This window comes from Streptomyces sp. XH2, from assembly GCF_049725035.1.
Classification (GTDB): Bacteria; Actinomycetota; Actinomycetes; order Streptomycetales; family Streptomycetaceae; genus Streptomyces; species Streptomyces roseoverticillatus.
The window spans coordinates 60,212-80,486 of the sequence record NZ_JBMMMZ010000001.1 but is presented as its reverse complement, the minus strand read 5'-3'; the positions used below and the strand labels follow the sequence as shown (position 1 = coordinate 80,486).

Annotated in this window: 24 protein-coding genes and 2 pseudogenes; 8 read left to right on the top strand and 18 right to left on the bottom strand. The window is 71.5% G+C overall.

Going from position 1 to position 20,275, the window contains the following annotated elements; translation table 11 throughout:
- Positions 1-123 precede the first annotated feature (123 nt).
- The 5 genes and pseudogenes from ACOTKD_RS00390 to ACOTKD_RS00370 form a co-directional block, all read right to left on the bottom strand.
- Entirely contained in the window at positions 124-462 is a 339-nt protein-coding gene (locus ACOTKD_RS00390; RefSeq protein WP_424886763.1) for a MazG nucleotide pyrophosphohydrolase domain-containing protein, read from the bottom strand.
- Between the two features lie 101 nt (positions 463-563).
- Positions 564-1,322 (bottom strand): NUDIX hydrolase, encoded by a 759-nt coding sequence (locus ACOTKD_RS00385; protein WP_424886762.1) that lies wholly within the window; start codon positions 1,320-1,322, stop codon positions 564-566.
- Entirely contained in the window at positions 1,319-1,684 is a 366-nt protein-coding gene (locus tag ACOTKD_RS00380; RefSeq protein WP_424886761.1) for an NUDIX domain-containing protein, read from the bottom strand. The genes ACOTKD_RS00385 and ACOTKD_RS00380 overlap by 4 nt, the downstream gene beginning before the upstream one ends.
- Before the next feature lie 51 nt (positions 1,685-1,735).
- On the bottom strand, positions 1,736-2,020 hold the full coding sequence (locus ACOTKD_RS00375) for a hypothetical protein (RefSeq protein ID WP_424887383.1): 285 nt from the start codon (positions 2,018-2,020) through the stop codon (positions 1,736-1,738).
- Positions 2,021-2,070: 50 nt separating this feature from the next.
- Positions 2,071-2,202: pseudogene (locus ACOTKD_RS00370) on the bottom strand (hydroxymethylbilane synthase); the annotation flags it as partial.
- A gap of 421 nt (positions 2,203-2,623) precedes the next feature.
- Here ACOTKD_RS00370 and ACOTKD_RS00365 point away from each other — a divergent pair.
- Together ACOTKD_RS00365 and ACOTKD_RS00360 are read left to right on the top strand one after the other, a co-directional pair.
- A complete protein-coding gene (locus tag ACOTKD_RS00365) occupies positions 2,624-3,010 on the top strand; it encodes a hypothetical protein (protein WP_424886760.1) in 387 nt (128 codons plus the stop codon).
- A gap of 111 nt (positions 3,011-3,121) precedes the next feature.
- Positions 3,122-3,448, top strand: coding sequence for a hypothetical protein (locus tag ACOTKD_RS00360; RefSeq protein ID WP_424886759.1), 327 nt, complete (start codon positions 3,122-3,124; stop codon positions 3,446-3,448).
- Here the strand turns inward: ACOTKD_RS00360 and ACOTKD_RS00355 are convergent.
- The 8 genes and pseudogenes from ACOTKD_RS00355 to ACOTKD_RS00320 form a co-directional block, all read right to left on the bottom strand.
- Positions 3,417-3,743, bottom strand: a complete 327-nt coding sequence (locus ACOTKD_RS00355; protein WP_424886758.1) for a DUF1048 domain-containing protein — start codon at positions 3,741-3,743, stop codon at positions 3,417-3,419. The genes ACOTKD_RS00360 and ACOTKD_RS00355 overlap by 32 nt on opposite strands.
- A 1-nt stretch (position 3,744) precedes the next feature.
- A complete protein-coding gene (locus ACOTKD_RS00350) occupies positions 3,745-4,101 on the bottom strand; it encodes a DUF1048 domain-containing protein (RefSeq protein WP_424886757.1) in 357 nt (118 codons plus the stop codon).
- A gap of 44 nt (positions 4,102-4,145) precedes the next feature.
- The gene (locus tag ACOTKD_RS00345) at positions 4,146-4,424 is read right to left on the bottom strand and encodes a PadR family transcriptional regulator (RefSeq protein ID WP_424886756.1); all 279 of its coding nucleotides are present in this window, start codon (positions 4,422-4,424) and stop codon (positions 4,146-4,148) included.
- A 210-nt stretch (positions 4,425-4,634) separates the two neighbouring features.
- Positions 4,635-4,784, bottom strand: a pseudogene (locus ACOTKD_RS00340) (ATP-binding protein); the annotation flags it as partial.
- A gap of 50 nt (positions 4,785-4,834) precedes the next feature.
- Positions 4,835-4,978: a hypothetical protein gene (locus ACOTKD_RS00335; RefSeq protein WP_424886755.1), complete on the bottom strand. Its 144-nt coding sequence runs from the start codon at positions 4,976-4,978 to the stop codon at positions 4,835-4,837.
- A 290-nt stretch (positions 4,979-5,268) separates the two neighbouring features.
- Positions 5,269-5,892, bottom strand: coding sequence for a hypothetical protein (locus tag ACOTKD_RS00330; protein ID WP_424886754.1), 624 nt, complete (start codon positions 5,890-5,892; stop codon positions 5,269-5,271).
- A gap of 21 nt (positions 5,893-5,913) precedes the next feature.
- Positions 5,914-6,579 carry a hypothetical protein gene (locus ACOTKD_RS00325; RefSeq protein WP_424886753.1) on the bottom strand — a complete coding sequence of 222 codons (666 nt, stop codon included), beginning with the start codon at positions 6,577-6,579 and terminating at the stop codon, positions 5,914-5,916.
- A 37-nt stretch (positions 6,580-6,616) separates the two neighbouring features.
- Complete coding sequence (locus tag ACOTKD_RS00320; RefSeq protein WP_424886752.1) at positions 6,617-6,763, bottom strand: hypothetical protein; 147 nt, start codon at positions 6,761-6,763, stop codon at positions 6,617-6,619.
- Between the two features lie 132 nt (positions 6,764-6,895).
- On the opposite strand from ACOTKD_RS00320, the gene ACOTKD_RS00315 reads away from it, so the two are divergent.
- Positions 6,896-7,036: a Gfo/Idh/MocA family oxidoreductase gene (locus tag ACOTKD_RS00315; RefSeq protein WP_424886751.1), complete on the top strand. Its 141-nt coding sequence runs from the start codon at positions 6,896-6,898 to the stop codon at positions 7,034-7,036.
- Between the two features lie 94 nt (positions 7,037-7,130).
- Here ACOTKD_RS00315 and ACOTKD_RS00310 read toward each other — a convergent pair whose 3' ends face one another.
- The gene (locus ACOTKD_RS00310) at positions 7,131-8,456 is read right to left on the bottom strand and encodes a helix-turn-helix transcriptional regulator (protein WP_424886750.1); all 1,326 of its coding nucleotides are present in this window, start codon (positions 8,454-8,456) and stop codon (positions 7,131-7,133) included.
- Positions 8,457-8,767: 311 nt separating this feature from the next.
- Between ACOTKD_RS00310 and ACOTKD_RS00305 the strand changes: the two genes are divergently transcribed.
- Positions 8,768-9,931 (top strand): hypothetical protein, encoded by a 1,164-nt coding sequence (locus ACOTKD_RS00305; protein WP_424886749.1) that lies wholly within the window; start codon positions 8,768-8,770, stop codon positions 9,929-9,931.
- On the top strand, positions 9,928-10,416 hold the full coding sequence (locus ACOTKD_RS00300) for a hypothetical protein (protein WP_424886748.1): 489 nt from the start codon (positions 9,928-9,930) through the stop codon (positions 10,414-10,416). The genes ACOTKD_RS00305 and ACOTKD_RS00300 overlap by 4 nt, the downstream gene beginning before the upstream one ends.
- Positions 10,417-10,472: 56 nt before the next feature.
- Here the strand turns inward: ACOTKD_RS00300 and ACOTKD_RS00295 are convergent, their stop codons facing one another.
- Positions 10,473-10,901, bottom strand: coding sequence for a DUF3592 domain-containing protein (locus tag ACOTKD_RS00295; protein WP_424886747.1), 429 nt, complete (start codon positions 10,899-10,901; stop codon positions 10,473-10,475).
- A gap of 118 nt (positions 10,902-11,019) precedes the next feature.
- Here ACOTKD_RS00295 and ACOTKD_RS00290 point away from each other — a divergent pair, with 118 nt between their 5' ends.
- The 3 genes from ACOTKD_RS00290 to ACOTKD_RS00280 all read left to right on the top strand — a co-directional run bounded on the left by ACOTKD_RS00290 (position 11,020) and on the right by ACOTKD_RS00280 (position 12,364).
- Positions 11,020-11,487 carry a hypothetical protein gene (locus ACOTKD_RS00290; protein WP_424886746.1) on the top strand — a complete coding sequence of 156 codons (468 nt, stop codon included), beginning with the start codon at positions 11,020-11,022 and terminating at the stop codon, positions 11,485-11,487.
- Positions 11,481-11,699 (top strand): hypothetical protein, encoded by a 219-nt coding sequence (locus ACOTKD_RS00285; RefSeq protein ID WP_424886745.1) that lies wholly within the window; start codon positions 11,481-11,483, stop codon positions 11,697-11,699. Before ACOTKD_RS00290 ends, ACOTKD_RS00285 begins: the two co-directional genes overlap by 7 nt.
- A 272-nt stretch (positions 11,700-11,971) precedes the next feature.
- Positions 11,972-12,364: a GTP-binding protein gene (locus tag ACOTKD_RS00280; protein ID WP_424887344.1), complete on the top strand. Its 393-nt coding sequence runs from the start codon at positions 11,972-11,974 to the stop codon at positions 12,362-12,364.
- Between the two features lie 165 nt (positions 12,365-12,529).
- Here the strand turns inward: ACOTKD_RS00280 and ACOTKD_RS00275 are convergent, their stop codons facing one another.
- From ACOTKD_RS00275 to ACOTKD_RS00265, 3 genes are all read right to left on the bottom strand, one after another.
- Positions 12,530-13,345, bottom strand: a complete 816-nt coding sequence (locus ACOTKD_RS00275; protein ID WP_424886744.1) for a methionyl-tRNA formyltransferase — start codon at positions 13,343-13,345, stop codon at positions 12,530-12,532.
- 62 nt (positions 13,346-13,407) lie between these two features.
- The gene (locus ACOTKD_RS00270; protein WP_424886743.1) at positions 13,408-13,617 is read right to left on the bottom strand and encodes an MbtH family protein; all 210 of its coding nucleotides are present in this window, start codon (positions 13,615-13,617) and stop codon (positions 13,408-13,410) included.
- 125 nt (positions 13,618-13,742) lie between these two features.
- On the bottom strand, positions 13,743-20,072 hold the full coding sequence (locus tag ACOTKD_RS00265; RefSeq protein ID WP_424886742.1) for an amino acid adenylation domain-containing protein: 6,330 nt from the start codon (positions 20,070-20,072) through the stop codon (positions 13,743-13,745).
- Positions 20,073-20,275 lie beyond the last annotated feature (203 nt).

Below are 20,275 nucleotides of genomic sequence, written 5' to 3'. Positions count from 1 at the left end.
TTCCTCTCGCTATCCCTCGCCGAGTTCGAAGGCCGACCGCTTCGTGGAACTGACCGGAATGCGCCCTGTCTGGTATCCGTCCGGCGGGCTGCCGCCCCTTGCAGTGCGGGGGTGTCCCGAGGGTCATGTCGGTGCACCGGGGTCGGCCAGCTGTGCCGTGATCGACGCCTTCAGTTCCGTCATGGTGCGACGAAAGGCGTCAGCCAGATCGACTTGGTAGAGGTGGGAGAGGATCAGCACTGACCACAGGCAGTCCGCTAGCTCGTGCTCCAAGGCCGCGTGCCCTCCAGGGTTCTCGCGGGCCCCTTCTTCGGCCATGACCAGCTTGGCCAGGTCGCCGACGTCCCCCACGAATCCCATCATGAATTCGTCTGTCCGCCAGACTCGGCGGTCGCGACGGTTCAGCTCGTCGTACAGATCGCGAATCTCGATCGCTTGCTGCCGCATCTCGTCAAGGTTCACTACTGCTTCCCCCCTGTTCTGCCGGCTGTGGAACGGACGCGAGCCGTGACCGGGCAGTTGCGCGGCAAGCTCGCGGTGGTGCCCGTTCTGGACAGCCCGCGCTACCGCACCAGGGAGGCTTCAGTGGGCTGGGGAGGCGGGAGTTCGGTGAGCAGTTGTCGTGCAGGAGCCGGCAGGCCGAGCTTCTCCCGGGCGCTATGAACGGCGGCGAGCTGGAAGGCCGCTTCGTCGCCCCAGCCGAAGAGCTGTGCGACTTGTTCAGGCGTGGCCAGGAGCCGGGCGTAGGTCTGGCCGGTTGCCTCCTCGCGGGTTGGCGGTTCCCATCCGGTGATCTGGGCTGCGTACCGGGCCCGGGCGCAGTGTCGGCTGCTGGTGTCGTCGTGGAGGTACCCGAGGTAGAGCGGATCACTGATGTGCACCTGAGCCTCTTCCCATACCTCCCTGCGGAGCGTTCGGGCCGGATCACCGTAGTCAGCGGGCTCGACCCTGCCGCCCGGCAGACAGGCGGAGCCGGAGTCCTGGCCGATGAGGACCAGGACCCTCCCCTCCTCGCTGAAGAGCCAGCCCCACGCCTGCTTGACCGGCAGCCCGGCCGGCACGGGACCGGTGCGCCAGGGCCAGAGCTGGGGCTTGCGCGGGGTGCGCAGGACCTGGAGGTCGTCCAAGCGCGTCGGCGCGAGGGGGTGGCCGTCTTCGAGGACAGCGGGGCCGGTGCCGTTGATCCGTGCGCGGACGGCGGCCAGGGCGCGCCGGGCGTTGCCGGGGCTCAGGTGGCGGGGGAGGAGCGCTGGTTCAACCCGGCGGATCCCGGTGACCTCCCGTCCCGGCAGGCGGATGTGGATGAAGTCGTCCTCGGTCACGGTGCCACCGTCGAAGACGTAGATGATTTCGCCGGGAAAGCCGGGGGAGGGTAGCCCGGCGTGCTGGGAGGCACCCAGTCGACGGCCAGGGGGCGGGAGAAGGAGCGGGTGAGGCCCAGTTCCTCGTAGACCTCGCGGGCCACGGTGAGCGAGGGCGGTTCGCCGGCGTCCATGGCGCCGCCGGGAAGCAGGCACGCCGGGCGGTAGTCGACGTCCTCGAGGAGCACGCGGCCGCGGTCGTCGGTGAAGAGGGCCGACACGCCGCTCCACAGCGTGCTGCGGCTGGCCATGTACTGGGCATCGGTCAATCTGCCCGGGGCCGGGCTGGCGTTCTTGTCGGAGTCCTGGTCGTGCAGCGTCATGGGAGGCGTCCCTTCGGTCCGGTGGGTGGCTCGTCCGACAGGGTGGCGCGGTCAGGGGGTGTGCGGGAGGGCGTGCAGGAGCGCGGCCGCGCCGTCGTGCAGGAGCTGGGCGGCGGCGCGGCCGCCTGCGTCTTCGGGGTGCTGGAGGGGGCCCGTGGTCTGGGTGCGGAGGGAGGCGTGGCCGTCCGGGGCGAAGACTGCGGCATGCACGGTTACGGTGGTGCTGGCGAGGGTGGCGTGGACGGAGGCCGCGGTCGTGCGGTTGCCGTGCAGCCCGGCCAGGGTGGCCCGTTCGGCCGCGAGCGCGGTGGCCGTGGCGGGGTGCGGGGGAGCCACAGCGTCGGGTCGAGGATCTGTGTCGCTCGGTGCGTCTGGCCGAGGCGGTGCAGGCCGGCGTAGGCGACGAGCAGCGCGTCGATTCCAGTGCTGCCGTCGTCCGGGTGGGCGATGCGGGTGTCGGCGTTGCCGCGGACGAGTACAGGCTCCAGATGCGGGTGGCGCTGGCGGAGTTGGGCGATGCGGCGTGGGGCGCTGGTGCCGCCCCGGGCGCCCCGCGGCAGCTCGGCGAGCGTGGCAGGCGGCCGGCCCGGGGAGGATGAGGGTGTCGCGGACGTCGCCGCGCTCCAGGACCGCGCCGGTGCTCACACCCGGCTGCCGGTCGTGAGCACTCGGGAGATCCTTCATGCAGGAGACGCTCACGTCCACCTCGCCGTCCAGCAGGGCGCGGTCCAAGCCCTGACGAAGGCTCCTTCTGTGTCAAGTTTCAACGTTTTGCAGAGCCCCGCCCTAGCTGTGCTCCCACGTGCATTTGGGGCTCACCAGAGGTGGACTAGAAGGAGAGATATCTCCTCGACAGGGAGGCGTGCGATGTCTGGCTCGTCTCACCAGCCGAAGCCATCAGCCCAGGTGAAGGTGCCCTGCAAGTCCTGCGGGGAGCCGATGATCAAGAGTGAGTCGTGCCAGTGCGGCTGGCATCGAGGGCACGACCCGACTCAAGTACTGGGACCGGACGGCAAGTACTACTTTGTTGGTGAAGAACCTAAAAAGGCCCCTCGAAATGAGGGGCTGGCCGCAGCGGTGCTTGGAGTTGTTCTTTTTATTGCTGGCGTCGCGGGAGGGGGAGGCGGCCTCATCGTCTTCGGGCTGGTTTGCGTCACTGCAGGGGTGACCACTTTGGTGATCACCAAGATGGGCACCCTTTGGAAGGGGCTGCAACCTCATGAGCAGGCCGCGGCCTGGCCCGGCCGGATTATCGGTTGGGTCCCGCTGGCCTTTGTCGTCCTATTGATCGGCCTTATGGCTTTTATTGGCAATCTATTCACTTAGCTGCCGTGAGCGTCAGCCACGGGAGGAGGGCTGGGCCGCGTCCAGCACCCGGGCCCGGGCTGGCGACGGCTGCGCTGGGCCGAGCTTGCCCGGCGGACCGGCGACCCGACCGTGCCCGACGAGCTGATGCCCTCCTACCGCTGCTTTCCCTCGGCCAAGAAGGAGGGCAGCTGGCCGCTCGGCATGATCCCGCCGACCGAGGGGAGCCTGGACCCTGAGACCTGGAACCGGCTGATCGCCATCCTCGCCCAATACAGTCCCGCGGGCCCGGACACCCGCTGCCTGGCCTACTACAACCCGCTCATGCTCGGAGCCAATGACTTCGACAACCTCTACGTGTGTGCGGGCCGGCTCGGCGACGCCGAGATCCTCTACGACCAGTCCGAGGCCGACGGTCCGGCGGCTGTCACTTCCCGGCTGCGCCGGGTTCCCCGCTAATGGATTCCTGGTAGGCATCCGCGTAGGTGGGGGAGTCCTTGATGAGGTCGTCGCAGAACGCGGCGACGTCGGTGCCGATGAGCTCCACAACTCCCTTGCCCGCGGCGACGCCCTCCTCGAAGAAGTCAACGATTCTAGGGAGGAGGGGTCCGTCGGGCAGGCTGACCGGTCCGACCTTGAACAGGTACTTCTGTATCTCCTTGTAGACGATCTGGTAGTCCGGCGGGAGTGACTTGACCCGGGCCAGGTGCGCCCGCCACTGTTTCTTGCCTTCGATGATGTCCTGGATGCTCACGTCAGCCTCCCAGCCGGCTCAATTTCCTTGCGACGTTCCTGTTCAACTGCTTGCGCCACCGGTCGCGATAAGTCCGGGCCCCTGCTCCGCCGGCCAGCGCCGTACAGAAGCCTCGGACGTCGTCACCGAGCACCTCGTGGACGCTCTGCCCGTCCGCTGCCGACATTTCGAGCAGCCCCAGGGCGGAGTCGACGATCGGCGTCAGGTTGCGGCCGCTGAAGTCTCCGTAGGGGAAGAGGTGGGCGACGATCTGTCCCCACGCCGCCCGGTAGTCGTCCGGCAGGCCCTCGACCCGGGCTTCGAACGCCTTCCATTCCATGGTGAGATCGCTGCCTGTGGCCTTCTCCCAGAAGTTCATCTCCCGCCCTCCTTGAGCCTATTGATGCGCGATGAGAGGTACTGTCATTTCGCCCAGAACTTCGCGAGTTCCTCGCGTCCGGCATTGTTGAGCGCGTAGAACTTGCGCGGCGGACCGACCCCGGATGGTCGTTTCGTCACTTGGACGAGCCCGTTCCTCTCCAGCCGCAGCAAGATGGTGTACACCGTCCCCTCGATGACGTCGGCGAAGCCGAGCTCGTTCAGCTGGCGGGTGATGGCGTACCCGTAGGTTTCCTCGCTGCCGATGATTTCGAGCACGCACCCTTCGAGCGTGCCCTTCAACATCTCCGTCAGGTCTTCCATCGCGGGTACTCCTCAGCCCGGATCAGTACTGTGTGGTACCGAGTACTGCTATGCGGTATCACCGAGTAGTGGAACGGCGACATCTCCGGTGGATGCAACCCCGGGCCGAAGGTTCGGCGAGGGACGGGGTTCCGTCGAACGCTGCAGCCTGGTCATTGGTTGAGCTGAAGGGTGGGCCGTTCACGTCAACATGCTGAACTTGACAAAGAAGTCGTCGCTGACCGTGCCACGCAGGGCATCGAGCGAGAGGACCTGAGTAGCGGGCCAGGTGGCGGCCGGCGTGCACTTCCCAGCCCCGGAAGCGCCGATCAGCACCCACAGGGCGTTCTCCGGCAGGCCCGGGTACAGCAGTGTGGTCATACGCGAGTCTCCTTGCGGGTCGAAGGGGCGGGGGCACGCGGTGACCGCTGTCATCGCGCGAGGCCGGCGGTGGCCAGCGCGAGCAGGGCCAGGGCGGCGAGAGTGAGGTCGGCCGCGCGGCGCAGCTGGGTGAACTTCCGCACGGCGAGAGTCGAGAGGGCCTGGATGCGCGCGGCACGGGTGTCGTCCTCCATGCAGGCGCGGATTTCGTGTTCATCGAGCCTCGCCCAGTACGGGAAGGACGCCTGGTCGTCGCCGCGCAGTCGCTGACGGATGCGAGTCCAGCGAGGACGGCGCCGTTGAAGGCCAGCAATAAGGAGCCCTTGCTGTCCGTGCGCGAGAAAGCGCGCGGGTTCCCGGAATCCTGAGCGTTGGGAGGCCCGAACCTGTATGTCAGCTGATGGCTGTGGTGGTCCTGCGCGTGGGTTCGTCGTGGTTTACGGGCTTTGGCTTCCCGAGCGTTCGCCGTGCCGCATCCGAGTGGCTATCTCGCAGGCCGGTGTGGGTTCGGCATGCCGTCATCGCTCATGTGCGCCCGCTGCCAGATCTCCTTCCAGCCGCACGGGAACTCCGGCACGAGCCGGTGCTGCTGCCCGCACGGACAGGGCGACGGCGCCCACGCACACCCACGGCACAGCTCGACCCAGCCATGTCCGGTCGAGTTCGGCTCCAGTGGTCTCTCGTCCCCGCAAGCCGGGCAGCCGGGCAGATCGGCGCCGTCGATAAGCGCGTTCTGCCGCCGGACGTACTCGGACAGTCGCAGCGACGGGTGGCGAAACGGGTCTTCGAACCAGGCACGGTCGGGGCTCTCCCACCAATTCCGCAGCCACCACGGCCGGGGGGCCGGTACAGCCCGCCGCCCAGCCTGCTTCTCCGCCCGACGTTGCACGGCGTACTCCTCTGCCCGCACGAGCCACAGCATCCGCGCCTCGTGCAGTTCCTCCACCGCCCGCGCCAGCGCGTCCGGGTCCGCCTCCAGCCGCCGGGGGATCGCGGCGCTGAGCGTGAGGTGGTGGTAGGTCGCCCGCAGGCCGTAAGGAGCGAAAACGGTGAGGCAGGTGCGCAGCGCGCTGTGCCGCCGGTGGAGGGGAAGGCGGGCGTCGTGCACGCGCGCCCGGTGGGTGAGGGGTCACTCTGTGAGCTCTAGGTCCAGTGCCCGGGCCAAGGCGGCCGTGACGGCGGCGGCGTGTGTCGGCAGGTGTTGTTCGGCCCAGGTTGCGGCGAGGCTGAGGAAGTCCCGCAAGTCCGCCTGGGCACCGGTGACGAGCGCGCGCACCTGGTCCACCGGCAGCTCGATCACCGGGCTGATGTCTTTCGCGTGGGCGTCGAGAGTCAGCCGGACGGTGTCGCCGACACGTTCGGCTGCCGAGGACGGGTCGTGGCCGAAGTAGGCGCAGCCGGTGCCGTCCAGCACCTCCAGCCAGTCCCGCCATGCCTCCAGGCCGTTGCAGCAGCCCGGCTCGACGAAGACGGCGCCGGTGGCTATGTCGGTCACCCGGAACCCGCCGGCGGCGAACAGGTCGGGCATGGTGAGTAGCCCGTGCAGGTACGCGCCGAGCGGGTCGGTCGGGCACGGCCCGTGCTCCTCCTCCGGCTCGAAGTCGTTGCAGTCGGCGATCCGCATAACCGCCGTGCCGACCTCCGCCGGAGTCAGCCCCCCGTTCAGCACGAGGTAGCCGTCCGACTCATGCTCGCCAACCGGCCAGAGCGTGAAGTCGTCGGCAGCGGAGATCTCCAGAACGGGTTGCATCACGATCACACAGGGATAATGCCGGACCCACTGCCACACCGCCACGGGCTTTAGCTGCGGCATCGGGCTCGGCGGGTGCCTGCTACCTGGGCAGTTTTGCGGTTCGCTCCAGGTAGGCGGTGCCGACGTAGCGCATGGCGGTCGCCTCGGTGATGCCGAAGAGCCTCATGAGCGTGAGCGGGTCGCCGGTGGTGAACGCGCCCGCGATGCCTCCGGGCGATGGCGACACCCTGTCCGGCTCCTGCGTGTGCGCCCAGATCTCACCCCGGAAGAGACGCCGCCGCCCGGCGAGTGACGCGACCTCGTACCTGGATGAGCTGCGGGCCAGCCGCATCCCCGCCCGCTCCGAAGGCAGCAACCGGTGATCCCCGGGTGCCACCGGGCCAAGGACTTCGTCGTCGCCGCGGTGCCGCACCACGCCGGCCAGCAGGTGGTTGCCGCGTGCACCAAGGCCGGGGTGCACGTGATGAAGGAGAAGCCGTTCGCCACCGACCCCCACTAGGCGGCCGAGCTGGTACACCGGCCTCACATGGATGAGCATCGGCGGAGGCTACGTGCGTACCTTCGTCGGCGGCGTGATGTGGTTCCTGCTGCGGTCAGCTCGCGCGGGCCAGTTCCAGGGGCTCGCCGACGCCTTCGGTTGACGCGTGCCCGTGAAAGCGCGGGATGAGGCCGTGGACCAGCTTGACGCAGCGGGGGGGGGGGCGCCGATGCGGTTCGCCATCGTAAAGCGCCTGGGTGGCGGTGGTCGCCGCCCGGTCGAATTCGCCGTCGCGCAGGTATGCCTCAGCCTCGTACGCGAGGAAGACCGCTTTCGTTTTCGTCCGGGCGGCCGGCAGGACTTCGGTGCCGTCCTGGATGAGCTGGTGGGCGCTGCGGCGGTGGCCGAGGTCGAGGAGGCACCGGCCGGAATCGACGGCGAGGTCCGAGGAGGACATCCACACGCACCAGGTGGGGGCGGGGTCGGCGGCAGGGGCGCCGAGCTGGTTCTCGGCGGCGGCTAGGGCACGGCTGCAGGAGAGTTCTTCGCCGAGGGCGGCGTGGGCGCGGCCGAGCCGGAGGAAGAGCACTGAGCGGGCCATGGGGTGGTCGGCGCGCCGGATGGCGTGCTCGAGGACTTCGACGGCGGGCCGGGGCTTGTTCAGCCAGAGCGACTGGTAGGCGAAGTCGGCGAGGACTCCGGCGCCGATGTCGCGGTCGCCGGTGGCGTGGGCGCTGTGCAAGGCACCGTGCCACAGTTTCCCGGCCCCGGCGTGGTCGCCCTGGTCGAACCGGTACCAGCCCAGGGTCTGCGCGAGGCTCGCGGCGAGGGTGTTGAGTCGGTCGCTGATGCTGCTGGTGTGGCGGCCGTTGGCAATCAGTTCGGTGACGGTGTGCAGGTGGGCGTCGAGGAGGCGGTGCGCATGCTGGCGCTGCTCCGTGGCGAGGGACGTCAGGCGTTTGCTGGTGTCCTCCAGCATGGTCACGAAGTCGGCGTCCACGCGGCGGCCGCGCAGGGCGGTGGCGACGGCGTGCGGTTCGTCGGTGGCCCATTGCAGGGCGAGTCCGGCGAGTGCGGCGCCGCTGTAGGCGGTGAACGTACGGCGGTAGAGATCCATGGTGGTTCTCAGGGCCTCTCGAAGTGCAGGGACGTTGCTGTAGGGGCCGAGAGGCAGCGGACTGTCCATGCCGGGGAGCCAGTTCGGCCAGCCGAGGGCAGGTTTGGTGCCGGGTTCGATGCCGAAGACGTCGGCGAGGAGGTCCTGGGATTCGTCGTCGGGGGTGACGCGTCCGGACTCCCATTTCGACACCCGCTGGGGGATGGCTCCCGACCGCAGCCCCCGGCGCTCGGCTGCCTTCCGGATCAGGCTGGCGAGATCGGCCTGTGACCAGCCGCGCGTGATCCGGGCGTATGCGAGGGGGTGGCGGATCGGTGTGTCCACGCGTCCCATCCCATCATCGGCAGGGCTTCAGAGCCTACCGCTGAAGCGGGTGGGGCTACACCGGGGCTACCTCCAACACCTTTACGGACAAGCAGTGTTGACGCTGTACTCGGTGGGCGCGATGCGTAGGGCGCTCCGGCAGGCGGGTTCGTGATCGCTGCGGGTCTTCCCGTTGAGCAATCAAACCTCGACCGCTAGTGATCACGGCGGGAAGTGGCAAGGCTTGGCGGCGCCCTCGCGAGGTGCTCAGCGTCACCTGCGCCGGCCGTGTGCTCAGCCGCACACGTTGTCTTCCCCCAGAGGAGCACGTCATGCCCGCTGCACTGCCATGCCCTGTGCCGGTCACCGAGGTCTTCGACTACGCAGCCGGGCAGATCCGTGCCGCCGCCGGCGGCCTCGCCCCAGGGCCGGTCCGGCTCGGCACGCACACCCCCAGCGTCACCACGTACGTGCAGCGCGTCCACGTCGGCGGCCAAGAGCTGTTCGCGAAGACATCCCTGCTCGGGGTCTCCCTCGTGTCCGTGCTGCGCGGGACGCTCGGCGGCTGGGAGACCGTACGCGCCGCCCAGGTCGCCTACACCACCATGCCCGGCTCGCTGCTGGAGCGCGAGGCCGACCAGCTGCGCCTGCTGCAGGAAGGCGGGTTAGGGGTCGCGCCCGTCGAGCACTACGAGCGAGGGGTGCTGTTCACCCGCCCCGTGCCCGGGCCCACCCTCTTCGATCTGGTGGTGAAGACGCCGGACCGTACCGTCGGGCTCCTGGATGCGGTCATGGGGGAGCTGGACGGGGCCCTGTCCCGGCCCGCTCTGGCCGAGGCGGTCGACGACTGCGCCATCGCCGAGCGGAGCATCGACGCGACGTTCAACCGCAAGTTCAACGGCCTGACGGGCCCGCTCTACCTGCGGCTGGCCGGGGAGGCGACGGCCGTGCTGACGACCGTGGTCGGCCGCCTGCGCCGCCTGCGGTTCACCGACGCCGGCAGCACGGGGACGGTGATGTTCGGGGACCTCAAGCCCGAGCACGTCGTCTTCCCCGACGGCCCCGGTGGCCGTCCGGTCTTCCTCGATCCGGGGCTGGCACGGGGTCGCCCGGGGGCGGACGAGGCGAAGCTGCTGTCCCGGCTGCTGCTCGGCCTGCTCGTCTCCCCGCCCAATGAGGAGGCGATGCAGCACATCACGGGCGGCATCGACACCTTCGCCTGGGAGCGCGCCTCCATGATGCCGACCGACGCCCGGGCGCGGTGGCTGCGGCAGCTGATCGTGCTGTGGCTCATGGACACCACCAGCATCCTCAGCACCTACTTGACCGCCCCTGACGCCCTGCCGCTCCCGGACCTCGGCGTGAAGGCCATACGGTGGGCGCTGGTGGTGTGCATGGTCCTGGACCGCGTCTCCAGCCTGCTGGAGACGGGCACCGACACGGCGGCGGTGTGGCGCCTGGCCCTGGCCGAGGTCGTCAGCGGGGCAGCGCGGTGACCCGGCGCCTGGCCACGGTCGGCGTCATCGGCGCTGGGAATGTCGGCCACACCGTCGCAACCCTTCTGACCGCCACCGACTGGTGCGCGCGCCTGTTCATCTCCGCCCGGTACCGGGTCATCCTCGCCCGCGCGTTCGGGGTGCCCGTGGCGGCCGTCGAAGGGCAGGTGATCGGCGAGCACGGCGACGGCGCCGTTCTGCATCCTGTCCGGCGTCTGACTGCAACACCGCCGTCCGCCGGGCGCGCCGTCCGGGCGGAGCACAGCCCCCGCCCGAACCGGCAGCTGCGCGACGCCCGCCCGGCCATCTCGTTGACGCCTCGGCACGGCACGGAACTGCGCGGGCGGCCGCAGCGCTTGATGCACCGCACCCCGCGCGGCATGCAGGGGCGGCGCGCCCACGGCGATGGCGGGGACAGCGTGACTGTGCGGTTCTGCTGGGGCGACCCGCCCCAGCCCGGATGCCGTCGTTGGCCATGGGGATGATCGTGGTGGTGACACTGTCCGGCTCTGCGGGCCGCCTCGCCCAGGGCCGCCTCGGCCTACAAGCCCGGCTTGCTGATCCCGATCCAGATGAAGGCCACACCGAGCAGGGTGAACATGCCCGTGACGAAGATGCCGAGGAGCTGCCCGAACAGCGGTGACCAGGCCCCGCCTCGCCCTATGACGGTGGCCGAGCGGACAGGGTTCGAGGCTCGGTAGTGGACGGTCACGGTCTGCCCCTGGGCCATGATCATGGCATGTTCCTCGAACTCGACGTACTGCCCGTCCTGGGTTGTGAACCCGTAGACGTGGTGCCAGCTGGTCCCGTTGTCGCTGGACTCTGTCGAGTAGCGGCGTACACATCGGCCCTGCACTGATATGCCACGGAACACAGAGAGCAGCCGGCTGACAAGCTGCCACGTGAGGAATCCGCAGAACGAGCCGAAGGCCGCCAGGATCAGCAGGCCGATCGTGAGGGCTTGGTTCATACGTAACTCCTGGCGTCCATAGTGTCCGGGGACGCGCACCGGCGACCCGACCAGATCTTGACTCGTGATCGTTTCGAGCGCCAGAGGCAAATGCCGGGGCGCTGGACCTCGGAGAACCTTGCCCCATCCGAGCGGCCTTGCGAGCAAGGGCGCGCCGCCCCCCGAGGGCCGTTTCGACTCCTGGGGCGCGGTGCTGCTGGCGGTCCTGTCCAGCAGTCTCGTCCTGCTTCCCTCCCACCCGCTGCCCGCCGTGATCGTGGCGGTCGTATCCGCCGCCGCCCTGGCCCTGCACATCCGCCGCCGACCCGACGGTTACGTGCCCCAGGCCGCTCTTCGCTCCAAGCTCTTCGGCAGCTCGGTGCTGATCACGCTCGTGCTGTCCGTGTCGTACTTCACGCTGCTGTTCGCGATTCCCCGGCTGATCGCCGACCGCGCGGGCCGGCCGACCAGCACGGTGGCCGCAGGGCAGCTGGTGGCCATGGTCGCGGGCTCGGCGCTCACCCTGTTCTTCGGCACGGTCGCCACGCGGCTGGGCCGCCCCGGGTGCGCGCCCTGCTGCTCACGGCCGGTGCGCTCGCCGTGCTGACGGCCCTCTTCGCCCACTCGGCGATCCTGCTGCTCATCGCGATCGGGCTGGCGGTCTTCGGCGCGACCGCCGCCAACGGGACCCAATCGCTGGAAGCGGCTTCCGCCGTCCCGGACCGGCAACGCCCCACCGCCATAGGCCTGTTCACTCTCGTCTACCTGATGGGCGGAGCCCTCGGCCCCGCCCTGGCCACGGCCTTGGTGCCCGGCTGAGCCCGGCGGGTGATGTCCCGCAGCAACACCCGCCACCGCCGCGCCCGGTGGAAGGCGGTCACGCCGCAGCTCGTGCCGGTCACCGTCGACGGCGTCGCCCGCGAGGACCGCTTCGACCACCTCCTGACCGAGTCCAGCGGCATCTCCGAACCGATGCCCGTGGCGGCGGCCTTCGCCCTGACCTCGTTGACGCGGAGAGCACCGGACGGCTGCGGGCCGCCCTCACCCGGCTCAACCCGCCCGCCCGCGTCGTGGGCGCCACTCATGGGCGCGTGGACCTCGGCGACGTGCTCGGAACGGGGCTGTTCGACCTGGAGCGTGCGCAGCAGGCCCCGGGCTGGGTCTTGGAGCTCAACGGGGACCACGTCCCGGAGACCGAGGAGTACGGCATCTCCGGCACGGTCTTCCGCTCCGACGCGCCGTTCCATCCGGGCCGTCTGTGGGAGTTCGCCACCGTAGGCCTCGACAGCGGGGCCTACGGCCGGATCCTGCGTTCCAAGGGATTCCTCCGGCTGGCTACCCGTCCCCGGGTGACCGGCCTGTGGTCGCAGGCCGGCTCCGTCGCCCGCTTCGAACCTTCAGGAGCCCGGGACACGGACCGGGCAGTGGTCGCAGCCACGGCCGGAGTGTTCGCCCTGGGCGCCGCCCGCATCGCCTTGGGCTGAGCGAGCCTGCCTTGGCGGGCCATGGTCGGCTGCGACATGGGGGCCGCTGAGTGCGTGGCCCGGCCCGTCTGCGCAGGAGCCGGATGGAAGGGGTGCAACAAGCGGACAACAGGGTCTTCCAGGGCCCCTGCAGCGCGTGCTGCGGTTCCGGCAGCGTACCCCGGTTCAGCCGACCGGGTCGGCGGCCAGTACCCACAGGTCGCCGGTGCCGCAGGCGATCCGGCGGCCCGTGCCCGAGGGGGGTTGTTCCAACGTCGTGCGGCGCAGACGCCATCGCGTTCCGTCGATCAGCGCGATCGGCCCCTCGCGGCGAGGGTGGTGGCCGGCGATGTTCCACGCCCGCACTTGGGTGTGGATGTGGGCGGCCGGGGCGGCCCAGTCCACTGTGGCATAGTCCTCGCCGAAGAAGCCGGCCCAGCTGCCCGTGTGCTCCGGCTGCGGCTCGCCGGCCTCCCCGTGCACCAGCTTTCGGAGCACCTGCGGCAGCATCGACGAAGCCGCCTTGAGGACGAGCGAGTTGACTCCGGTGAAGGACCATGCCGAGCCGTCCAGCGGGATGCGGGTACGGGTCAGCACGGCCCCGGTGTCGAGTTCGGCGTCCATCCGGTGCCAGGTCACGCCGATCTCGCGTTCTCCGTTGCGCACTGCCCAGCCCACCGGGTTCGGGCCCCGGTAGGCGGGCAGGTCGGAAGGGTGGCAGTTGACCGTGCCCAGCCGGGGAGCGGTCACCGCGGCAGCGGGCAGTTTCCTGGGGTAGCCGTAGCTCACCGCCGCGTCCGGGGCGTAAGCGCGCAGCAGTTCGCCGATCCGGTCGGGCGTGGCGGGGATCGCCAGATCCACACCGGGCGGGAGGTCGTGTTCGCCGAGCACGTGCCCGGGCCAGTCGGCCGGGCGCCGGAAGCTGATCACCACCGGCACCTCGTGCCCTAGCGCGCGGAGTGCCTCGACGAGTGGGGGAGCCGTCTGCGGCAGTGCCGCCACTACGGCGATCCTCAGCGGAGGTGCGTCCGGCGCGGTTCCGGCGGATGCCGCCGCCCGGGCGGTCATCGGCCGGCCCCGGCGGCCCGCAGCGATCGCGGCCGCAGGTCGGTCCAGGTGGACTCGATCCAAGCCAGACAGGTGGCGCGGTCGGCACGGGGGTGCGCTTCGCGCCAGCCTTCGGGGACGGCGATGTGGGCGGGCCAGAGGCTGTGCTGCTCCTCGTCGTTGGCCAGCACGACGAAGACGCCGTCGGGATTGTCGAAGGGGTTCATATGAGTCTCCTCGGTGATCAGAGGCACGCCGGACAGCCGGGTCCCCTGAGAGGGGACCGGCAGCAATCCGGCGATCGGGCGGTGGGGAGGCACGGGGTCCCCGTCGGCAGCCGGGGACCCCGTGCTCAGGTTCTGGTAGGAGCCTGCGCGGGGACGGTGGTGTCCGGCGTAGCGTCAGGCGTCGGCGCAAGGGCCGCGGCGAGGGCCACGGGAGTTGCCCGTTCCATCACCTGGGCCAGGGTGGCCGCCGGGTTCAGCTGCTCGCGCAGCCGCTGGAGCAGCCGGGCGGCGAGCAGGGAGTGCCCGCCCAGGGCGAAGAAGTCGTCGTCCACGCTCACGCGGTCCAGGCCCAGCACCTCGGCGAACGCGTCGGACACCACGCGCTCGGCGGGCGTGCGCGGCTCGCGCACCTCGGCCCGCCGACGCGGAGGCTCGGGCAGGGCGCGTCGGTCGACCTTGCCGTTGACGGTCAGCGGCATGCTGTCGAGCACCACGATCTGGGACGGCAGCATGAAGTCCGGTAGGACGCAGGCGAGTTCCTCGCGCAGTGCGGCGCCGTCCAGGGGCGTTCCGGTTGCTGTGGAACCGGCCGCGTAGCCGGTCAGCTCCTTGCCGCCGCGTCCGTCCGGGCGCGCCACCACCGCTGCCTGGACCACGCCGGGCAGGGCGGCCAAGGCGGCTCGTACCTCGTCCGGCTCGATCCGGTGACCACGGATCTTCACCTGGTCATCGTTGCGGCCGAGGAAATCGAGGGTGCCGTCCGGGAGCCGGCGGGCCAGGTCGCCGGTGCGGTACATCCGCGAGCCGGGTGGTCCGTACGGGTCGGCAACGAACCGCGCGGAAGTCAGCCCCGGGCGGCCCATGTAGCCGCGGGCCAGCTGGTCGCCCGACAGATAGAGCTCCCCGGCCAGCCCGTCGGGGACCGGGCACAGTCCCATGTCGAGCAGCATCACACGGGTGCCGGGCACCGGATGGCCGATGCCGGGCCGGCCCGGCCAGTCGGCGGGATCGCCCGGGACCTCGCCCGCGGTCGCAACATGGGTCTCGGCCGGGCCGTAGTGGTTGTGCAGGCGCTTGCCGCCCCGCGCGCACAGCGCGCGCAGCTGCCGTCCGACCACGAGCGCCTCACCGGCCTGCACCAGGTGCCGCAGGTCGGGCAACAACTCCCGCTCACCGTCGGCGAACTCGCACAGCGCGGCCAGTACGGGCGTGGGGGCGAACAGCTCGGTCACCCGGTGGGCGCGCAGCCATGCGGTCCACGCGGCGGCGTCGGCGCGGGTGTCCGCGTCCGGCACCGCGAGGGTCCGCCCTGTGCACAGCGCGGTGAGGACCTCCTGGCTGGCGACGTCGAACGCCATGGAGGTGAACTGTGCCGTCACCGAGCCGGGTTCGGCGGGCAGGCGCTGCTCGTGCCAGTCCACCAGCTGGTCCAGTGCGGCGCCGGGCATGATCACGGCCTTCGGTACGCCCTGGGTTCCGGAGGTGTGCACCACGTAGGCGGGGTGGCCGGGGAGGCGCGGCGGCCGGGTCCGGCGGCCGGTGCCGGGCAGCGGCCCGGGAGAGACGTGATGCGGCTCCAGCAGCATCCGGGCCGTCGCGGCCGGGACCAGTGCCAAGGCGTCGGCGAACTCGGCCTGCCACAGCAGCAGCTTCGGACGGCCCTCGGCCGCCAGTGCCGCCACCCGCCGGGCAGGGTGGCGGGGGTCGAGCCACAGGTAGGCGGCACCGGCTTTCAGTACCGCCAGCATCGCCGCGACCGCGTCCCGGCCGCGGCGCAGGCACAGGGCCACCACGTCCTCGGGTCCCACGCCCCGGCCGGCCAGTTCCTCGGCCAGCCTTTCGGAGGCCAGGTCGAGACCCTGGTAGTCGAGCGCGCCAGCAGTGTCCACCACGGCCGCCCGTCCGGGTGCCGTCCGTACCTGCGCCGCGAACCGCTCCAGTACGGGAACGGCCGCCGGCTGCCGCTCGTGCTCCGCGGCTGAGGGCCGGGCCGCCGTCGGCACCGCGCCGATCGGCTGCGCCGAGGGCACGGACAGGTCGGCCGCCAGTGCGTCCAGCGCCTCCAGAAGCCGGGCGCCGACCTCTCGCGCGCCGTCCTCCGTCAGCTGCCCCGGCCGGAACTGGACCCGGACGGTGATGCGCTCCCCGGGCGAGATCAGCAGGCACAGCGGGTAGTGGGTGCCGTTCTCCACCCGGCTGGACGTGACCCGCAGGTCCGGGCCCCACCGGGTCGCGAAGGCGTCGGTGTACGTCTCCAGTACGGCGACGGTGTCGAACAGCTCGCGCAGCCCCGTGGACCGGGTGATCTGCGCCAGTCCGAGGTGCTGGTGCGGCATCATCGCCGTCCGCTGCTCCTGGAGGGCTGCCAGCAGATCGCCCCGGTCGCAGGACGCGGCGGTGTCCAGCCGCACCGGCACCGCGTTGTTCATCAGGCCGACCATGGACTCGACCCCGGACAGGTGCGGCGGACGGTCGGCCACGACCGTGCCGAAGACCACGTCGGTGCGGCCGGTCAGCTGGGCCAGCACCAGCCCCCAGGCGCCCAGGATCACGGTGTTGAGCGACAGCCCCCGCTCGCGGGCCCGGGCCCGCAGGGCGGCCGTGCGCTGCGGTGGCAGCTCCAGCGTCACCGTGCGCGGACGGCCGTGCTCCCCGGGGACCGGGGAGGTCAGCAGTGTCGGCTCGGTCAGGCCGGCCAGCAGCTCCTGCCACGTCTTGGCGGCCAGCTCGACGTCCTGCCCGGCGACGTGGCGCAGGTAGGCGAGCGCCGAGGGCCGCGAGGCGGGGGCCGGTGCGGCGCCGGATGCGGCCGAGCCGTACAGGTCGGCCAGGTCGGCCAGGGCCACCTGCATCGACCAGCCGTCCATGAGGATGTGGTGGTAGCTCAGCAGCAGCCGGGAGCGCGCCGGGCCCAGGCGCAGCAGCACCGCTCGCAGCAGCGGGGGCGAGGCCGGGTCGAACGGCTCGTCCCGGTCCCGGCGGGCCTCCTCGGCAGCGGCTCGCTCACGCTCGTCCTGCGGGAGACGGGACAAGTCGGCCTCGCGCAGCGGGACCTCCACCGCCGCGGGCACGGTCTGCACCGCCTGCCCGCGGCAGTTCCACCGGAATCCGGCCCGCAGCGCCGGGTGCTGGGTGGTGAGCGCGGCCAGCGCGGCGCGCAGCGCTCCGGCGTCCACGGGCCCGTCCAGGTCCAGAACCGTCTGGACGTGGTACGGGTCGCTCGCGCCGTCCGCCCGGTGGGCGTGGAAGAGCAGCCCCTCCTGGAGCGGTGAGCACGGCCACTGCTCCTCCGTACGCTGTGCCGGGACGTTCGCTCTCGCGGTGCGCTCCCGCGGGGCGGCGGCCGAGGCTCGGGCGAACGCGGCCAGGACACCGGCCCACTCCTGCGCCAGGCCCGCGACCTCCCGGCCGTTGACCAACCGCGCCGACCAGCGCCAGACGGCCGTGAGCAGGGGCTCGCCGGAGCGTTCGTCGACGACCGCGTTGACCTCCAGCGGATGCGACAGCGGCTGCTGCGCGGCCCTGTGGATACCGAGCACGGGCGCCTCGGCGGCGTACGGCCACGGGTCGCGCCCCGGCGCGCCGTACCGGCCGAGGTAGTTGAAGAGCAGCGGCCGGGCCGGGGCCGCGGCCAGCAGTCCCGCGGCCTGCGGGTGCAGGTGACGCAGCAGGCCGTAGGAGGAGCGGTCCGCCGGCAGTTCCTGCCACTGCCGGCGGATCTCGCGCACGGCCTCGGCCAGCGACGCTTCTTCCTCGGCGGGGCCGGCCGCGGGGCGGGCCGCCTTCTCGGGGCACTCGAGCCGGACGGGGAACATGCAGGTGAACCAGCCGACCGTGGCGGAGACGTCGGCGGGCGGGTCGGCGGCGTCCCGTCCGTGTCCCTCGGTGTCCAGCACGAGGACGCGTGAGCCGCCGCGCCGGGCCGAGGCAACGGCCAGCGCGGTCAGCAGCAACTCCTGGGTGGTAGCGCCGAAGTGCGCCGCGGCGCCGGTCAGCAGCGCCCGCCCGACCTCGGGCGGCAGCACGGACTCCATGGTCCGCGAGGTGGCGATGGTGTCCGACTCGGCGTTCACGGGTCCGCCGGCAGGCCAGGACGTGGGTGCCGCAAGGCTTGCGGCCCGCCAGTGCGGCAGCGTCGCCAGCACCTCCGGGCTGGTGGCCCGGGCGTTGTGCTGCTGCACCCATTGCCGGTAGGGGGTGCTCGATCCCCAGGCACCGAGCGTCTGCGGGTCCTCGGCGGCTCTGGCCAGGTCCGGCAGAAGCACCTGCCACGAGACACCGTCGATGACGAGGTGGTGCACGGCCAGCAGCAGTCGGCCGGGCCGCTCGGGGCCCCGGTCCCACCAGATCGCGTGCAGCAGCTCCCCGGCGGGCAGATCCAAGGCCTGCATGGCCCGCAGGACTCCCGCCCGGACGTCGGCTGCCGAGGGACCGTCGGGCGCAGTCCGCAGGTCCACCGAGTCCAGCAGCCGCGCCGCGTCCACCTCGCCCGGGGGCAGCACTTCGGGCTGCCACACGGCCTCCGGGGACGGGTCGGGCAGCCGGGTGCGCAGGGTGTCGTGTCGGTCGAGCACGGTCTGAAGTGCCGCGGCGAGCGCCTGGTGCTCCAGTCCGGGTGGCGTCTCCACCAGCATCGACTGGACGAACTCGGCTGTTCCCTCACCCTGTTCCCGCAGCCACAGGGCGATCGGCGGCAGGCCGAGGTGCCCGGTGGCCGACAGGTGCAGCAGGTCCGCGGACGGGGCCGCCGCCTGCGCTGCGGCAGCAAGAGCCCCCGGGGTGCGCAGCCGGAACACGTCCTGCGAGCTGATCGCCACGTTCTCCCGTCGCACCCGGCTGACCAGCCGCATTGCGACGATGCTGTCGCCACCGAGGACGAAGAAGTCGTCCTCGGTGCCGACCGCGGGCAGGCCCAGCAGCTCCGCGAAGGCAGCGCACAGTGCCTTCTCCGCGGCCGTGCTCGGAATGCCCGCGCCGACGCGCACGGCGGCGGGCGTGGGCAGCGCCGCCCGGTCCAGCTTGCCGTTCACGGTCAGCGGGAGAGCATCGAGCAGCACCACCGCCGAGGGCACCAGATACTCGGGCAGCAGCCGGGCCAACTCCGCACGCAACCCCTCCGCACCGGCGGTGCGGCCTTGCTCGGGGACCGCGTACCCGATCAGCCGCCCGTCCCGGACCACCACGGCGGCCTGTGCCACCCCGGGCAGCGCGGCCAGGGCGGCGCGCACCTCGCCCGGTTCGACCCGGTGGCCCCGGATCTTGACCTGGTCGTCGTCACGCCGCAGGTACTCCAACGCCCCGCCCGGACCCCGCACGGCGAAGTCGCCGGTGCGGTACATGCGGGCACCGGCCGGGCCGTACGGATCGGCGACGAAGCGTTCGGCGGTCATCGCGGGCTGGTTCAGATACCCGAGGGCGACCTGTTCCCCCGCGACGTACACCTCGCCGGGTTCACCGGCGGCGACATGGGCCAGATCCGGCCCGAGCAACCGCACTACGACCCCCGGCAGATCGCCGCCGATCGGCACCCGGCCCGTTCCCACCGGCTCACCGGGCGCCAGCAGGTGGCGAGTCGTGAACGTGGTGCACTCGGTCGGTCCGTAGACGTGACCGAGCACCAACTGCGGGCAGGCGGCCCGGACTCGGGCGAACGCCTGCGGGTCGGCCGCCTCGCCGCCGGTGAGCACGGTGTGCAGTCCGCGCAGTGTGCCCGGGGCGTCCGCAGCGATCTGGCCGAACCAGGCGGCGGTGAGGAAGACGCCGGTGACGCCGTGGGCGGAGACCAGAGCGGCCAGCCGGTGCGCGTCCACCCGGTCCTCGGCGGGGACGACAACGGTGCCGCCCCGGGTGAGCGGCACCCACAGGTCGTAGCTGAGCGCGTCGAAACCCAGCGCCGAGACCAACGCGGTGACGCGGTGGCCGGGCCCGTCCCAGTGCGGGTCGGCGGCGAAGCGCCCGAGGTTGCGATGGGTGACCTGGACGCCCTTCGGCCGCCCGGTCGAGCCCGAGGTGTAGAACACGCAGGCGACACGGTCGCATTCACCGTCCGGACCGTCCGGAGACAGCTGTGCACCGAGGGCCTCGGGCAGGGCCGGTACCGGGACGGGCACGGGACCGCGGCCGGGGCCGGCCTCCGCCCCGGCCGGGACGAGGACGGCCGGGCAACCGGCGTCCGCCTCGATGGCCTCCAGGCGGTCGACGGGGGTGCGCGGGTCGAGGACCACGGCGGCGCCGCCGACCTCGAAGACCGCCAGCAGCGAGGCGACCAGCCGCGCCGAGCGAGGCAGGCGCAACGCGACCGTACGGCCCGGTCCCACCCCCTTCTCGCGCAGCCGACCCGCCACCGCGGCGGCCCAGCACGAGAGTTCACGGTACGACCAGCATTGACCGTCCTCCTCCACGAGGGCGATGGCGCCCGGTCGGCTCTGCGCGGAAGCCGCGAAAGCCCGGTGCACCGGCAAGGGGGTGGCGTGCTCACGTGGCGCGCCTGGCTGCATGTCTGCGGTCGCTGAAACGATCACGAAGCCATCCAAGCGCACCGTGTGGCCGGCCTCGCAGAGGGTAATCCGAATGGCGTAGTCCCGCCGCCCGATCGGAGTACAAGTCTTCTTATAGGACCTGGTGGTGCGAGCTGTGCACGCTCCACCCAACTCCCGTA

What these genes read in the sequence shown, in the direction of transcription:
- ACOTKD_RS00380 (WP_424886761.1), bottom strand. Translation starts at nt 1,684, where the DNA reads ATGACGCTGCACGACCAGGACTCCGACAAGAACGCCAGCCCGGCCCCG.
- ACOTKD_RS00365 (WP_424886760.1), top strand. Translation starts at nt 2,624, where the DNA reads ATGATCAAGAGTGAGTCGTGCCAGTGCGGCTGGCATCGAGGGCACGAC.
- ACOTKD_RS00350 (WP_424886757.1), bottom strand. Translation starts at nt 4,101, where the DNA reads ATGAACTTCTGGGAGAAGGCCACAGGCAGCGATCTCACCATGGAATGG.
- ACOTKD_RS00345 (WP_424886756.1), bottom strand. Translation starts at nt 4,424, where the DNA reads ATGGAAGACCTGACGGAGATGTTGAAGGGCACGCTCGAAGGGTGCGTG.
- ACOTKD_RS00335 (WP_424886755.1), bottom strand. Translation starts at nt 4,978, where the DNA reads ATGGAGGACGACACCCGTGCCGCGCGCATCCAGGCCCTCTCGACTCTC.
- ACOTKD_RS00305 (WP_424886749.1), top strand. Translation starts at nt 8,768, where the DNA reads ATGCCCGCTGCACTGCCATGCCCTGTGCCGGTCACCGAGGTCTTCGAC.
- ACOTKD_RS00295 (WP_424886747.1), bottom strand. Translation starts at nt 10,901, where the DNA reads ATGAACCAAGCCCTCACGATCGGCCTGCTGATCCTGGCGGCCTTCGGC.
- ACOTKD_RS00270 (WP_424886743.1), bottom strand. Translation starts at nt 13,617, where the DNA reads ATGAACCCCTTCGACAATCCCGACGGCGTCTTCGTCGTGCTGGCCAAC.